The organism is Sulfurimonas sp., assembly GCF_050296975.1.
Classification (GTDB): Bacteria; Campylobacterota; Campylobacteria; order Campylobacterales; family Sulfurimonadaceae; genus Sulfurimonas.
Window position 1 is genome coordinate 117,801 of sequence record NZ_JBNKRX010000023.1, and the last position, 14,284, is coordinate 132,084.

Below are 14,284 nucleotides of genomic sequence, written 5' to 3' on the forward strand. Positions count from 1 at the left end.
GCTAAAATATCATCATGAATAATCAAGAGTATAAAGAAGCAGTAGCATTATTAAATAAGTGGGCATATCATTACTACGTTTTAGATGATCCGATCATGACGGATGAGGGGTATGACAAGCTTTACCATGAAGTGTTGGAGTATGAAGAGTCAAATCCAAACGAAGTTTTAAAAGATTCCCCTACACAGCGTGTCGGTGACATTGTGAGTGAGGGGTTTACAAAAGAGAAACACCTCTCTCGTATGTGGTCGCTTGAAGATATATTTAACGAAGATGATCTCGACAAGTGGCTTACAAAAACATACAAATTAGATAGTAAAATCACTTTTTATTGTGAGCCGAAATATGATGGGGCTTCACTTGATCTTGTGTATGAAAACGGAGAGCTTATCAAAGGGATCACGCGCGGGGATGGTGTTGAAGGTGAGCTAATCACTCAAAATGTTAAAACTATTCGTTCCGTGCCACTTACGATCGAACATAAGGGGCTGATCGAGATACGTGGGGAAGTGGTTATCTTTAAAGATGAGTTTGACAAAATAAATGCTGATCGTTTGCAAAAAGGGGAGAGCGTATTTGCAAACCCTCGTAATGCTGCGGCAGGAAGTTTGCGTCAGTTAGACCCTAGCATTACCGCTTCAAGAAACCTTGTATTTTTACCGTATGGATTGGGGGAGAATGAACTGCCTCAAAAACTCTTGCATGAAAAGATGGAGTATATTTATTCATTAGGGTTTAGAAAACCACCACTTCGCGGAGTGTGTAAAGATAAAGATGAGATTCAATCAATCTATAAAGAGATGGTGGCTGATCGAGATCATTATGCGATGATGCTTGATGGGATGGTTATAAAAGTAAATGAAATACCTTCCCAGATCGATATGGGCTACACAGTAAAAGTGCCTCGCTGGTCGGTAGCGTATAAATTTCCTGCCATTGAGAAGATAACTACGATCAAAGATATCGTACTTCAAGTTGGACGTACTGGGGCTGTAACACCTGTGGCAGTTGTTGAGCCGACAGACATTGAGGGGGTGATCGTAGAGCGTGCAACACTGCATAATTTTGATGAGATTGAGCGAAAAGATATCCGCCTTGGAGATAAGGTTATCATCCTTAGAAGCGGAGATGTGATCCCAAAAATCATTAAAGTTTTAGTGCATGAGAGAACTGGAGATGAAGTTGAGGTAAAACGTCCTACAAATTGTCCTGTTTGTGGCAGTGAACTGTTACAAGAGGATGTACTTGTAAAGTGTCAAAACCTCTCTTGTGATGCACGGGTAGTAAACTCGATCATCTACTTTGCTTCAAAACCTTGTTTTAACATCGATGGACTTGGAAATAAAATAGTTGAGCAACTTTTCAATGAAAAACTTGTAAATTCGGTGCTTGATCTCTTTAGCTTAACGAAAGAACAACTGTTAAGTTTAGAGGGTTTCAAAGAGAAAAAAGCACAAAATATTTTAGATGCGATTAGTAAAACGCAGGGAAGTGATCTCTGGCGTTTTATAAACGCACTTGGGATCGAGCATATAGGTGAAGTGGCTTCGAAAATGATCGCTCAAAAATTTGGACTTCGGTTTTTAGAAGTTTCAAAAGAACAACTCTTAGCAATAGATGGAATCGGCGAAGAGATGGCAGAGAGCTTTTTGGAGTTCTTGCGCGTAAATGAACAAACGATCAAGTATCTTTTAGAAGTTATAAACCCGCTAGAGCCTGAACTTCGCGCAGAGGCTGAAGAAAACCCGTTTAAAGCAAAAACTGTAGTGCTCACAGGGACTATGAGTGAATCTCGCGGCGCTATAAAAGAGATGCTTGAAAATCTTGGCGCTAAAGTTGCAGGAAGTGTGAGTAAAAAAACTGACTATGTGATCTACGGCGAAGATGCTGGAAGCAAATACGACAAAGCAGTTGAACTAGGCGTTGCTACACTTACAGAAGATGAGATGAGAGCGCTTCTTTGAGACTCGATAGCTATCTTGTTGAAAACGCTTTGGCAGAAACCAGAAACAAAGCACAAACGCTTATAAAAGAGGGGCTTGTTTTAGTTGATGATAAAGAGGTGACAAAGAGCTCTTTTAGAGTAGAGTCTGGGATGCAGGTTATGGTAAAAGAGCATCATCAGTATGTCTCTCGTGCAGCGTATAAGCTAAAAGATTTTATCGACGAGATCAACTACGATCCAACAAGGAAAATAGCACTTGATATAGGCTCTTCAACAGGTGGATTTACACAGGTATTACTAGAAGCTGGAGCAAAAGAGGTAACGTGTGTAGATGTTGGAAGTGAACAACTGCACCACTCTTTACGAGATGATGCAAGGGTACATGTTTTTGAGAACTGTGATATTAGAAAGTTTGAGAGTAATACGCAGTTTGATTTGATCGTGAGTGATGTTGCTTTTATATCACTGCTTTATATTTTGGATGATATTGAGAGACTTGGAAGTAAAGATATTATTCTGCTTTTTAAACCGCAGTTTGAGGTTGGACGTGAAGTTAAACGGGATAAAAACGGGGTAGTGCTCGATCAAAAAGCTATAGAAGATGCTATGATACGGTTTAAGAAAGCGTGTAGTTTAAAAGGGTGGACGTTGCAAAATAAGGCACCATCAAAAACAACAGGAAAAGAGGGAAATCTTGAATACTGCTACTACTTTACAAAATAGCACAACCATTGCAATCGGCGGGTTTGACGGGATGCACATTGGGCATCAAGAACTATTTAAAAACCTTGATGATGGTGGTGTGATCGTGGTCATTAATACAGGCTATGCAAACTTGACACCTGATCATTTTAGACAAAACCATACCGATAAACATATTCATTTTTATGACCTAGAAGATATTCGTCATTTGGATGGGGCAGGGTTTGTTGCACTCCTTAAAAAAGATTTTCCAAAACTGCAAAAGATAGTGGTTGGGTATGATTTTCACTTTGGAAAAGATCGCAGATATTCGTACGAAAACCTAAAAACACTCTTTGATGGAGAAGTAGTTGTAGTTGATGAGGTAAAACACAATAACGACTCAGTACATTCCCATAAGATCCGCCAAAAACTCTCGATCGGAGATGTTAAAGGGGCAAATGAGTTTTTGGGGTATAACTACACAATTTGTGGAAAAAAGATCACAGGACAAGGGATCGGTGCAAAAGAGTTAGTAGCTACGATCAACATAGAAGCACGTGAATTTTTAGTGCCAAAAGAGGGAGTGTATGTAACCACTACCCGCATAGATAACGAAGAGCATTTCCACCCCTCTGTAAGTTTTGTGGGGCACCGTGTAAGCACAGATGGAAGTTTTGCGATCGAGAGCCACATACTTGATGGAAAAATAGTGTGTGAAGAAAAAGCACAGATCAGTTTTGTAGCCTACATACGAGAAAATCAGAAGTTTGAGACAATAGAAGAACTACGCGAAGCAATCAAAAAAGATATAGCTGTAGCAAATAAAGAGTTGAAAAGATTGGCATTATGATAAGAGAATATTTAGAAGATAAAGAGACGATATATTTTAAGTTTGAGCAAAATCAAGATGATTTTATAGTTGATGAGATCGGGCTGGATTTTAAAGGGAAAGGGAACTTTTTAATTTTACGTGTAAAAAAAACAGAACTTACAACTTGGGACATGATCGCAGAGTTTGCAAAGTTTTTAGACATAGATGCACAAAAGATAGGTTATGCAGGGCTTAAAGATAAACACGCGACTACTTCGCAGTACATCTCAGTTGAAGCGAAGTATGAAAAAGCACTCAAAAAATTTAAACACCCGCAAATCAAAATAATTAGCTCTACAAATCATACGCATTCGATCCGTATGGGTGATCTAAAAGGAAACCGTTTTACGATCAACCTTTTTGAGGTTGACAGAATTATGGCTGGGCAGATCGAAAAAAGAGCGCGTAAAATCATTAAAAATGGTTTGCCTAACCATTTTGGATATCAACGCTTTGGACGAGATGCTGACTCGATCGAACAAGCAAAACAGATGATCGCAGGGGAGTTGCACATAGAAGATGCAAAAGTAAAAAACTTTCTTATCTCGATTTATCAAAGTCAATTCTTTAACGACTGGCTCAATGAAAGAGTTATCTTTAGTCGTGAAAATAACAACGGTGAGTTTGCACTTTTAGAGGGCGATGTTTATATGGATACTAATGGAAAACTTTTTACCCCAAAAAACACGCAGGAAAAAGATTTCAAAGAGCATAAAATAGTTCCAACTGGACTACTTTGTGGACGAGATGTTTACCGTGCTCGTGATAGAGCGAGATTAGTTGAGAAAAAATATGATGATGAGTTTTTATATGAAAAAGGGTATCGCCGTGAAGCGATCATTTTCCCAGATGATTTAACTCTGGAGTACAAAAACAACTTTGATATTTTGACAATCAGTTTCTCACTTCCAAAAGGCTCGTATGCAACGGTATTTTTAGAAGCTATTGCAAATAGAAATTTTAAAGCGAAGAAGTTAAAATAACTTCTACCACTGCTCCTCTTCGTCATTCATATCGGAATCATCATACGGATCCATGTGAGTAAGTAGATGTACTTTCTTATCTGGGAAAAGTGCACATACTCTTGCTTCTATTTTATCAGTTACTAAATGGGCATCGTAGAGTGAGATACTTACATTAAAAACTGCATGGTAAGTTATAAAAATGTGTGAGCCTGATTCTCTTGTTTTTAAGTCGTGAAAACCGCTTATATCTGGCTCACTCCAGATAACTTTTTCAATTTTTTTAATATCCTCTGGAGAGAGAGCTGCATCTAAAAGCATCAAAATTCCCTCCTTGATGATAGGGTATGCTGAGTAGATCATGTACGCTGCTATAGCAATACCTAAAATAGGATCGATCAAACTCTCCCCTGTAAAAGCAACTGCCCCAAGTCCAAATAATACAGCTCCATTGGAAAAAATATCTGTTTTGTAGTGCAAAGCATCTGCTTTTATAACCATATTGTTTGTTTTTTTTGCCACGTAGATCAAAAAAGCGACTAAAAAACCTGTGATTATGATCGAAGCTATCATCACGTAGATAGACTCTAGCATGTACTGCATCTCGTGTGGATGGATGATCTTTTCTAACGCTTCATAAAGGATGAAAAAAGCAGAAAATGAGATCACAGTCCCCTCGATTACTGCTGCTAATGGTTCGATCTTACTTCTTCCAAAATGAAAAGTCTCATCGGGATTTTTTTCCGCATTGTGTAGTGCAAAGTAGTTAAAAAGAGAAACGGTTAGGTCTAAAAAACTGTCAATTGCTGATGCAAGAACCGCGACAGAACCACTTAAAACTCCTACAGTCATTTTAAGTAGTACTAGTACACCTGCAACAGATGTTGAAACAACGGTAGCTTTTTTTTCGAGAGACATATCTGTAAAACCTTTAAATTTTAGCTACAATTATATAAAAATTTTGGGTGCTGTAGCTTAAATGGATATACAAAAGATTAAAGAAGATAGAAAAAAGTGGATGAGTTGGAAAAACATAGCACCATTAAGAGAGGCTTTAGAAAAACTGCCACAAGTTGAGGCAAAAATCACACTTGATGATGTAGTGCAAATTGAAGCACCATTAGATGAAGAGCAGATACACACAACTGCAAAGTTACTTATGCCTTGGAGAAAAGGACCGTTTCAAGTTGGCAACACATTCATAGATTCTGAGTGGAAAAGCAATATAAAATACAATCTTATCTGTAAACATTTTGATTTAAAAGATAAGAAAGTTGCCGATATAGGGTGTAATAATGGTTATTATATGTTCAAAATGTTAGAAGATGAACCAAAGTTACTCGTTGGCTTTGATCCATCCCCACTGTATAAAACACAGTTTGACTTTATAAACCATTTTGTAAAGAGCGATATCGTATATGAGCTTTTAGGTGTTGAACATTTAGAGTTTTACGATGAAAAATTTGATACGATTTTTTGTTTGGGTGTATTGTATCATCGAAGTGATCCCGTAGCGATGTTAAAGTCTTTGTATCGTGGATTAGAAAACCAAGGGGAAGTGATACTTGACACTTTTTATATAGATGGAAAAGAGGAGATGGCTCTGTGTCCAGAGTCGAGTTACTCTAAGATACCAAATATCTATTTTGTTCCAACTATTAAGGCTCTAAAAAACTGGTGCTTACGCGCTGGATTTAATGAGTTTGAAGTATTGGAGACTTCGATCACTGATGAGGGTGAACAACGAAAAACAGAGTGGATAGAAGGGCAGTCTTTAGAAGATTTCCTAGACCCACAAGATAAAACAAAAACTGTAGAGGGCTATCCAGCTCCACAAAGAGTGTATGTGAGATTAATTAAGGATAAGAAGTAATGGCTGAAGATGATTTATTAGTAGAAAATGAAGAAGAATTAGAGATAGAAGATTATAGAGATGAAAGACAGGTTTTTGTACAAACTCACGAGCGAATAAATCAAGAATTTTGTGGAGATATAGTTACACTTGAAGATGGATATGTTGAGTTAAGACTTGTTACAACTATAGATATGCTTGCTGATAATGTTGGTTTAATTCATGGTGGTTTTATATTTTCGTCTGCGGATTATGCTGCAATGCTTGCTGTAAATGAGCGTAATGTTGTATTAGTAGCAGCTGATACACAATTTTTATCGCCTGTCAAACTTCACGATGAGGTCAATATTGTTGCCCGTGTTAGACATAAAGAGGGTAGAAAAAGAAATGTACATGTAACTGCACATGTTTTAGATGTAAAAGTGTTTGAAGGGGAATTTAAAACTGTTATAACTGAAAAACATGTTTTAAAACTCAAACTTTTACACGATGAAGAAGCTCTCAATAGTGGTACACATCCTCAATCTGAAGAGGCGTAAAGATTTAAAACCAAAATGAAACACCAGCTACGGCATGTGTATCGTTTTGTGGATCAAACTGATCTGTTTTTCCAAATGTTTTACTCCACTCAACACCTATATATGGTGCAAACTCACGAATAAATTCATAGCGTAGGCGAAGACCTGCTTCAAGAGATGAAAGACCTTTACCTATGTCAAGTTCAGGATCATCTTTTGTATATAGATTTGCCTCTAAAGATGGTGCAATAATTAATTTCTGAGTTATTAAAAGTTCATATTCTGTAGTGAAGTGTAGACCGATATTCCCTTTATTATTTACCATAAGAGTAGTTTTGGTTTCAAAATAATAAGGTGATAAACCCATAAAGCCAATTTCTGCCCATTCTCTTGATCCATTTGCGTTCTTATCGTATACTAGTCCCATTTGAAGATCCCAGTATGGTGTTATAGCTCTTGAATAAAGCAGCTCATTTCTACTTTTTTCTAAACCGTCAGATGAGTATTCTCCCTCACTATAGATGTAAAGCTTGTTTAGATCATACCCCATCCAAAAGTTTCCATCCCATCTACGAGTATTATGGGGTGTGTCTTGACGTTCTAGTTTATCTATTTTAAACATAGTTATAAGGGGCTCATCTGTCATACTGGCATAAAGAGATGGCTGTAGTGCTACAAAAAGAGTTACAATATATATTAATAATTTCATCATTCACCCCCCCCCCCTTATATAACTTTCACTTCTCTAAACATACCCACCATATGGTAAAGCATATGACAATGATATGCCCATCGACCCATGGCATCAACATTTACCCAGTAACTTATTTTTGCACCTGGTTGGACTATAACCGTATGTTTTCGCACTAAGTGGTTCTCATCCCCGGTTTCAAGATCACTCCACATCCCGTGAAGGTGCATAGGGTGGTTCATCATCGTATCGTTGATAAAAGTGATGCGTACACACTCTCCGTAATGGAAGATTATAGGTTTGGCATTTGCGTATGTTATGCCATTTATTGACCATATATAGCGCTCCATATTGCCTGTTAAATGAAAAATTATTTCTCGATCGGGTTTTCTGTAATGTTCAGTAGAGTAGAGATTTTTTAGATCTGCATACGTGAGTACTTTTCTTCCGTTATCTCTGAGTCCTACACCAGGATCATCAAGTCTGTACTGCGGTGAGCGTGACACCATATCTACTCCAACACCTTCTTTTCTAGGAAGCTCGGTTATTGGGTATTTGTGGTCTATTTTAGTCGGTTTTTTAGGCATCATCATCCCAGCACCGCATTTCATTTTATGACCTTTTGACATATCCATATCCATTGCCATCCCCATATCTACATGTGTAAGTATCGGTTTAGGATCCATCTGGGGTGCTTTTGCATCTTTTGAGATATCCTGTGTTAAGGCACCAAGTGCATAACCCGAGCGATCTATACTTTGTGCAAAAATGGCATAGGTTACATCATCTTCGGGTTCTACAATAACATCATAAGTCTCTGCAACACCCATACGAAATTCGTCTACATCAACTGGTTGCACATAGTTTCCATCTGCTGCGACTACTTTCATTTTTAAACCAGGGATTCGGATATCAAAAAAAGTCATTGCAGAAGAGTTTATAAAACGAAGACGAATTTTTTCACCTTTTTTAAAGAGTGCTTTAAACTGTTTTGATGGAGGGATACCGCTCATCAAGTAAGTGTATGTATACCCTGTAACATCTGAAATATCCCGATCGCTCATTCGCATCTCATTCCACATCTTTCGATCTGAGATCGCAGTTGAGAGACCGTTTTGTTTTACTTCATCTATAAAATTTCCGACAGTTCTTTCAGAAAAATTGTAATAGTCACTTTTTTGTTTGAGTTTTTTATAGATTGTTTCTGGTTTTTCATCACTCCAGTCAGAGAGTTGCAGTACATATTCTCGATCGTATTCAAAAGGCTCTTTATCTTTAGGTTTGATCACAATTGCACCGTAAAGTCCGCTTTGTTCTTGAAAACCTGAATGACTGTGATACCAGAAAGTTCCATATTGTTGTACTTTAAACTGGTATATAAAAGTTTCACCTGGAGCTATACCGTTATATGTGAGTCCTGGAACGCCATCCATTGCATTTGGTAAAACTATCCCGTGCCAATGGATAGAGGTAGTTTTTTTCATATGGTTTGTTACGTGAATGGTAACTGTTTCTCCCTCTTGCCATACTAACACAGGTCCTGAGAGTTGAGAGTTAATCGCAGTAGCTACAGCACTCTCTCCCGTAATATTTACAGGTAAATAATCGATGTCTAAAAAAAATTCGTTTCCGCTGAGCACTTTCTTGCTATTGTAGCTTTGCAAAGATTCTTCAGCATTTATTGTAGGTGTTAAAAATGGTAATAGAGAAGTGGTAGCCAACCCTTTTAAAAAGTTTCTTCTTTTCATTAGACAATCCCTTTATAAAGTTCTATTAGAGAAAGTATAAAGAGATAGTGTGTAGTTTATGTGTAGTTATACAGACTTTAGAGTTGCAGTTAAAAGAAAAATTCCGAAATTTTTATGTGGTTTTTCAAGTGTATTGATATTTTCAAATGCAATATTTTCAAAACCACATCTCTCTACTACGTTACATAGTGCCTCTTTATCAAATCCAAAATGAAAAACACCAGTATTGTCTGAATGAAAAGTTCCATCTTCACTCTCTAAGTCAGCTATTGCTAAAAAACCGCCAACGTTGAGATTATTTTTTATAGTAGTAAAAAAATTTTCCAAGTCCTCAACATGGTGAAGTGTCATAGAACTGATAAGCCCATCAAACTTTTGATCTAACGGATTTTCAATTATATTTTGATGGATCGCTTCAATGTTAAGCTCTGGAGTATTTTTCTCTTCAAGTTTTTCAAGCATTCCTCGTGAAGTATCGACTCCATAAACTTTTTTCACTTTTTTTGCGATCTCAAAGCCAAGAAGTCCTGTGCCAACTCCAAAGTCTACAAGTTCCATATCGTCTTTGAGATCAAACTTTTTCTCAATTGCATCTGCTATAACTTTTGCACCATGTACACGGATGTCACCGCTATCCCAATTTTGTGCTTTTTTGTCAAATGTACTCATAATGCTCCAATCCAATAATTTGCGTTTTTTTGTTCTTGTTTAATGGTAGTTGTCCCACCATGTCCTGGATAGACTGTTTTGTCATAGTCTAATTTTTTAAATTTTTCTAGCGACTTTATCATATCTCCAGGAGATGAATATGGAAAATCAGTTCTCCCGATACTGCGTTCAAAGATAAAATCTCCACTAAACATAGCATCACCTATCTCAATCGTAGAACATCCTGGACAATGTCCTGGAAAATGACGGAACTTTACTTTTACTCCATCAAAATCAAGCTCTTGATCACCTACAACCTCGACATCTGGTGTAGAAGGCGGTAAATCAGGCATCCAACCACTGCCTTGTAGTAACATCACATCATCTTTTGGAGTATAAAGTTTTATACCCAGTTCTTTTTGTAGCTCTGCGTTACTCCAAACATGATCAAAATGTCCATGGGTATTTAAAATTGCTATAGGATTTGTAACATTTTCTTTTACCCACTGCGTAGCACCAACCCCAGGATCGATGATAAAATCTTTCCCTTTACTCGTAACTATATAGCAGTTTGTTTGGTAGGGTCCCATCGGTTGCATTTTTATAGTCATTTTAGCTCTTTTTTAATCGGATTATAGCATTATTACCTTATGGAATATTATAAAGAATTAGAGTTAGTTTTAGAGACAAAAAAACCTCAAGAAAAGTTTAAAAAGTTTGCAGATTTTTATGCAAAATTTCAAAAAAGTAAAATCAATTTTGCAGTTGGAGATAGACCAATAGTATTTACAAAGCCTTCGTATGAAGGGTTGTGTAAAGTAGTTTCTCCTCAAAAAGTACCAAAACGATCAAACTTGACTACAAAAGAGGGACAGATCAATTTACTCCATGCAGTGCTTCATATAGAATACTCAGCAATTGATTTAGCACTTGATGCAGCATATAGATTTCATGCTCTTCCTAGAAAATATTATGAAGACTGGTTAGAGGTTGCAGATGATGAGATACGCCATTTTGAGATGATAGAAGCACTATTAAAAGAGCTTGGTAGTAGTTATGGAAATATTGAGGTACATAACTCTTTATTTGAAGCAAGTTTTAAAACGCAAACTCTAATTGAGCGGATGGCAGTAGTGCCTAGATATCTAGAAGCAAATGGTTTAGATGCGACGCCTATGATTTTAGAGAAGTTTAAAAACTATCCAAAAGATGGGATGCTTGAAAAAATAAAAGATGCTCTAACAATTATCCTTAAAGAGGAGATCGAACATGTCAAAAAAGGGGATGTTTGGTTTTCTTATGCTTGTGAATTAGAGAAAAAAGATACTGCTATCTATTTTGAGATTATACAAAAATTTTATCCAAGAGGTTTTTTACGCCCGAATGATCTCAATATTGAAGCGAGAAAAGAAGCGGGTTTTTCTTGTCAAGAGCTTAAAATTATGGCAAAAAAAGAGGTTTGTTAATTTTTAAAGGATATAATTTATCAATTAATAATTTTTTAAGGTATCGTGTAGAATAATGGGAAAATATTCACAAATTACTGATTATCTTGTTAACTTTTTAGACACTGAAGTAAGAAAGACTGGGATAAAAAAAGTGGTCGTGGGTTTGAGTGGTGGACTTGATTCTGCCGTGGTCGCTGTACTTGCTCATAGAGCATTTGGCGATGATCTTTTATGTGTGAAGATGCCATCACAGTACTCTTCGCAAAGTTCGCTAGATGATGCTGATGCACTTTGCACAGAGTTTGGTTTAAGAAGTGAAACAGCTTCGATAGAACCAATGCTTCGAGCATATGAGCAAATGAACCCTCATCTTAATAATTTAAGAAAAGGGAACTTCTCTTCACGTATGAGGATGTCAACTTTGTTTGATGTTTCAGCTCGTGAAGGTGCTTTAGTACTTGGTACCAGTAATAAGAGTGAACTTATGTTAGGATACGGGACACTTTACGGTGATCTTTCAAGTGCTATAAACCCTATAGGTGATCTTTATAAAAGTGAAGTGTATGAACTTGCACGTTATTTAGGTGTAACTAAAAGCATCATTGAAAAGCCACCTTCAGCCGATCTTTGGGCTGGACAGAGTGATGAGGCTGATTTAGGATATACTTATGAACAACTAGATAGTGCAATGAAGTTGTATGTTGATCAAAGATTGACTAAGGAAGAAACAATAGCAAAGGGTGTAGATGCCCAGATGTTAGATATGATAGTAAAACGTATCTTTGCAAATCATTTTAAGAGAAAAATGCCTGTGATTGCAAAACTAACATCACGAACTTTAAACCATGATTTTAATTATCCAAGAGATATAACTTTATAAAGGAAAACAGTATGGAAATACCATTTAACAAGTATGAAAGTTCTCGCGAGGCACACTCAAATGTAAGTGATGCTTTAGATGGTGAAGCTATCGATCAAGTAGCAGAGTTAGAAAATGAGTTTGCATCATATGTAGGTGCTGATTATGCTCTAGCGACATCGCATGGTACATCAGCACTTCATTTAGCAATGTTGGCACTTGATCTTAAACGTGGAGATAAAGTTGTATGTTCTGTAAATGCACATCCAAGTGTGCCAGAAGTGGTTCGTCATTTTGATGCTGAGCCAGTTTTTATTGATATTTATGAAGATAATTACAATATAAATCTCGATAAACTTGAAACATATTTAGAAGACAATAAGTCAAAAAAACTCAAAGCTGTTATTGTTACTCATATAGCTGGAAATACTGTAAATTTAGAACGTGTATATTCTATGGGGAAAATATATGGTGTAAAAATTGTAGAAGATGCTTGTGATGCACTTGGTGCTTCATATAAAGGACAAAAAATTGGTTCAACTGGGGCAGACATAGTATGTTTTAATTTTTCTCCACATTTAAGACAAAATATTTGTGATGGTGGTATGCTTGTGACAAATGATGAAGATATAATAGAACGTGCGAGATTACTTGCAAACCATGCATTTGTTCGTGATGAAGATGCACTTGAATATATTTATGACGTGACAGACATAGGAAATGATTACTCGATGAGTCAGCTTAATGCTGCATATATTCGTGCACAAATAGAAGAACAAGATACTAACATTGCAAGACAACAAGAGATTGCACAAATATATAGCGAAAAACTAGCTAGTGTTGAACATGTTACTACTCCAGATATGAGTAACAATGAACACCCATTCTCTTTATATATTATAAAAATCGATAAAAACCGTGATTCATTTGCAGTTGAGTTAAAACATGAGGGAGTAATAGCTGGTGTTCATTATATCCCACTACATCTTTTAACGTACTACAAATCAAAATACTCACTGAGAGTAAATGATTTTCCAGTCGCACTTCGTTCATACCAACAAGTATTATCGCTTCCGATTTATGCAACAATGAGTGATGAGGAAGTAAACACTGTGATTGAAAAAGTGAAACAGATAGCTAAAACGAGAGTTTAAAGCATTTGAAAAAATCTTTCGTCTTTTGGGTTGAAGAGTATCTCTACAACCCAAATATTTTTCAAAAAATCCTTTCTTATTTATTATCCCCAATATCATTTTTATACTGTTTTGTTATGTGGTTACGCTTTAAATTTGCGTCACCAGAAGATTTTGGTATAGAGATTATAAGTGTTGGAAATTTAGTAGTTGGTGGCAGTGGGAAAACTCCTTTTGTTACAGTACTTGCTAAAGAACAAGATTATGTAGCAATCATACTGCGTGGATATGGACGAAAATCTAGTGGAATGATTGTAGTTAAAGATCGAGAGAAAATTTTGGTAGATGTTGAGATAAGTGGTGATGAAGCGATGATTTACTCAAAAAAACTTCCTCATGCTATCGTCATCGTGAGTGAAGATAGAAAAATAGCAATACAAAAAGCTAAAGAGATGGGTGTTGAGAAGATATTTCTTGACGATGCCTACTCAAAACACTCGATTAAAAAGCAAGATATCCTTTTAGATGTTACAACACAAAATAAGTTTTGCCTACCAAGTGGGCCATATAGAGAAAAACTTTGGCTAGGTAAGAAAGCAATAGTTCTCAAAGAAGGTGAAGATTTTACTAGAAAAACTACACTTATAGATAGTACACAAAAGATGTCTTTAGTGACAGCAATTGCACGACCACAGAGACTTGATCCTTACCTTCCAAAAGTAGTAAATAAACACTATTTTGAGGATCATCATACCTTTATAAAAGAGGAGCTTGAAGCAATTTTGAAGCAAGATGGAAGTGAGAGTTTACTGGTAACTTTCAAAGATTATGTGAAAATTGAAAAGTTTGGGCTTCCTTTGTCTTTATTGGACTTGGAGTTGCAGCTAAAATACGATAAAATTTCAGAATTATAATTTTAGGAAAA

General features: G+C 36.5%; 15 protein-coding genes. 10 read left to right on the forward strand and 5 right to left on the reverse strand.

Annotated elements, in window-relative coordinates; translation table 11 throughout:
- Positions 1 to 14: 14 nt before the first annotated feature.
- The 4 genes from ligA to ACQY56_RS06815 are packed head-to-tail and all read left to right on the forward strand — an operon-like array spanning position 15 to position 4,483.
- Positions 15 to 1,964, forward strand: a complete 1,950-nt coding sequence (ligA, locus tag ACQY56_RS06800; protein ID WP_428737168.1) for an NAD-dependent DNA ligase LigA — start codon at positions 15 to 17, stop codon at positions 1,962 to 1,964.
- A complete protein-coding gene (tlyA, locus tag ACQY56_RS06805) occupies positions 1,961 to 2,668 on the forward strand; it encodes a 23S rRNA (cytidine-2'-O)-methyltransferase TlyA (protein WP_428739619.1) in 708 nt (235 codons plus the stop codon). The genes ligA and tlyA overlap by 4 nt, the downstream gene beginning before the upstream one ends.
- On the forward strand, positions 2,640 to 3,479 hold the full coding sequence (locus tag ACQY56_RS06810) for a bifunctional riboflavin kinase/FAD synthetase (protein WP_428737170.1): 840 nt from the start codon (positions 2,640 to 2,642) through the stop codon (positions 3,477 to 3,479). Before tlyA ends, ACQY56_RS06810 begins: the two co-directional genes overlap by 29 nt.
- Complete coding sequence (locus tag ACQY56_RS06815; protein ID WP_428737171.1) at positions 3,476 to 4,483, forward strand: tRNA pseudouridine(13) synthase TruD; 1,008 nt, start codon at positions 3,476 to 3,478, stop codon at positions 4,481 to 4,483. The genes ACQY56_RS06810 and ACQY56_RS06815 overlap by 4 nt, the downstream gene beginning before the upstream one ends.
- Positions 4,484 to 4,486: 3 nt before the next feature.
- On the opposite strand, the gene ACQY56_RS06820 is transcribed toward ACQY56_RS06815, so the two are convergent.
- Positions 4,487 to 5,380 (reverse strand): cation diffusion facilitator family transporter, encoded by an 894-nt coding sequence (locus ACQY56_RS06820; RefSeq protein ID WP_428737172.1) that lies wholly within the window; start codon positions 5,378 to 5,380, stop codon positions 4,487 to 4,489.
- A 61-nt stretch (positions 5,381 to 5,441) separates the two neighbouring features.
- Between ACQY56_RS06820 and cmoB the strand changes: the two genes are divergently transcribed.
- Positions 5,442 to 6,335 carry a tRNA 5-methoxyuridine(34)/uridine 5-oxyacetic acid(34) synthase CmoB gene (gene cmoB / locus ACQY56_RS06825; protein WP_428737173.1) on the forward strand — a complete coding sequence of 298 codons (894 nt, stop codon included), beginning with the start codon at positions 5,442 to 5,444 and terminating at the stop codon, positions 6,333 to 6,335.
- Positions 6,335 to 6,853 carry a PaaI family thioesterase gene (locus tag ACQY56_RS06830; RefSeq protein WP_428737174.1) on the forward strand — a complete coding sequence of 173 codons (519 nt, stop codon included), beginning with the start codon at positions 6,335 to 6,337 and terminating at the stop codon, positions 6,851 to 6,853. Before cmoB ends, ACQY56_RS06830 begins: the two co-directional genes overlap by 1 nt.
- Positions 6,854 to 6,857: 4 nt before the next feature.
- On the opposite strand, the gene ACQY56_RS06835 is transcribed toward ACQY56_RS06830, so the two are convergent.
- From ACQY56_RS06835 to ACQY56_RS06850, 4 genes are all read right to left on the reverse strand, one after another.
- Complete coding sequence (locus ACQY56_RS06835; RefSeq protein WP_428737175.1) at positions 6,858 to 7,541, reverse strand: copper resistance protein B; 684 nt, start codon at positions 7,539 to 7,541, stop codon at positions 6,858 to 6,860.
- A 17-nt stretch (positions 7,542 to 7,558) separates the two neighbouring features.
- Positions 7,559 to 9,271: a copper resistance system multicopper oxidase gene (locus ACQY56_RS06840; protein WP_428737176.1), complete on the reverse strand. Its 1,713-nt coding sequence runs from the start codon at positions 9,269 to 9,271 to the stop codon at positions 7,559 to 7,561.
- 66 nt (positions 9,272 to 9,337) lie between these two features.
- The gene (locus ACQY56_RS06845; protein WP_428737177.1) at positions 9,338 to 9,940 is read right to left on the reverse strand and encodes a class I SAM-dependent DNA methyltransferase; all 603 of its coding nucleotides are present in this window, start codon (positions 9,938 to 9,940) and stop codon (positions 9,338 to 9,340) included.
- Positions 9,937 to 10,530: an MBL fold metallo-hydrolase gene (locus ACQY56_RS06850; protein WP_428737178.1), complete on the reverse strand. Its 594-nt coding sequence runs from the start codon at positions 10,528 to 10,530 to the stop codon at positions 9,937 to 9,939. Before ACQY56_RS06850 ends, ACQY56_RS06845 begins: the two co-directional genes overlap by 4 nt.
- Before the next feature lie 39 nt (positions 10,531 to 10,569).
- Between ACQY56_RS06850 and ACQY56_RS06855 the strand changes: the two genes are divergently transcribed.
- The 4 genes from ACQY56_RS06855 to ACQY56_RS06870 are packed head-to-tail and all read left to right on the forward strand — an operon-like array spanning position 10,570 to position 14,273.
- Positions 10,570 to 11,385, forward strand: coding sequence for a ferritin-like domain-containing protein (locus ACQY56_RS06855; protein WP_428737179.1), 816 nt, complete (start codon positions 10,570 to 10,572; stop codon positions 11,383 to 11,385).
- 55 nt (positions 11,386 to 11,440) lie between these two features.
- Positions 11,441 to 12,247, forward strand: a complete 807-nt coding sequence (locus ACQY56_RS06860) for an NAD+ synthase (protein WP_428737180.1) — start codon at positions 11,441 to 11,443, stop codon at positions 12,245 to 12,247.
- 11 nt (positions 12,248 to 12,258) lie between these two features.
- The gene (locus tag ACQY56_RS06865; RefSeq protein ID WP_428737181.1) at positions 12,259 to 13,380 is read left to right on the forward strand and encodes a DegT/DnrJ/EryC1/StrS family aminotransferase; all 1,122 of its coding nucleotides are present in this window, start codon (positions 12,259 to 12,261) and stop codon (positions 13,378 to 13,380) included.
- A 5-nt stretch (positions 13,381 to 13,385) separates the two neighbouring features.
- A complete protein-coding gene (locus ACQY56_RS06870; protein ID WP_428737182.1) occupies positions 13,386 to 14,273 on the forward strand; it encodes a tetraacyldisaccharide 4'-kinase in 888 nt (295 codons plus the stop codon).
- Positions 14,274 to 14,284: the final 11 nt, after the last annotated feature.

Bases quoted from the DNA above. Each gene is read 5' to 3' on its own strand.
- ligA (WP_428737168.1), top strand. From the start codon at position 15: ATGAATAATCAAGAGTATAAAGAAGCAGTAGCATTATTAAATAAGTGG.
- ACQY56_RS06815 (WP_428737171.1), top strand. From the start codon at position 3,476: ATGATAAGAGAATATTTAGAAGATAAAGAGACGATATATTTTAAGTTT.
- ACQY56_RS06820 (WP_428737172.1), bottom strand. From the start codon at position 5,380: ATGTCTCTCGAAAAAAAAGCTACCGTTGTTTCAACATCTGTTGCAGGT.
- cmoB (WP_428737173.1), top strand. From the start codon at position 5,442: ATGGATATACAAAAGATTAAAGAAGATAGAAAAAAGTGGATGAGTTGG.
- ACQY56_RS06830 (WP_428737174.1), top strand. From the start codon at position 6,335: ATGGCTGAAGATGATTTATTAGTAGAAAATGAAGAAGAATTAGAGATA.
- ACQY56_RS06835 (WP_428737175.1), bottom strand. From the start codon at position 7,541: ATGAAATTATTAATATATATTGTAACTCTTTTTGTAGCACTACAGCCA.
- ACQY56_RS06840 (WP_428737176.1), bottom strand. From the start codon at position 9,271: ATGAAAAGAAGAAACTTTTTAAAAGGGTTGGCTACCACTTCTCTATTA.
- ACQY56_RS06845 (WP_428737177.1), bottom strand. From the start codon at position 9,940: ATGAGTACATTTGACAAAAAAGCACAAAATTGGGATAGCGGTGACATC.
- ACQY56_RS06850 (WP_428737178.1), bottom strand. From the start codon at position 10,530: ATGACTATAAAAATGCAACCGATGGGACCCTACCAAACAAACTGCTAT.
- ACQY56_RS06855 (WP_428737179.1), top strand. From the start codon at position 10,570: ATGGAATATTATAAAGAATTAGAGTTAGTTTTAGAGACAAAAAAACCT.
- ACQY56_RS06860 (WP_428737180.1), top strand. From the start codon at position 11,441: ATGGGAAAATATTCACAAATTACTGATTATCTTGTTAACTTTTTAGAC.
- ACQY56_RS06865 (WP_428737181.1), top strand. From the start codon at position 12,259: ATGGAAATACCATTTAACAAGTATGAAAGTTCTCGCGAGGCACACTCA.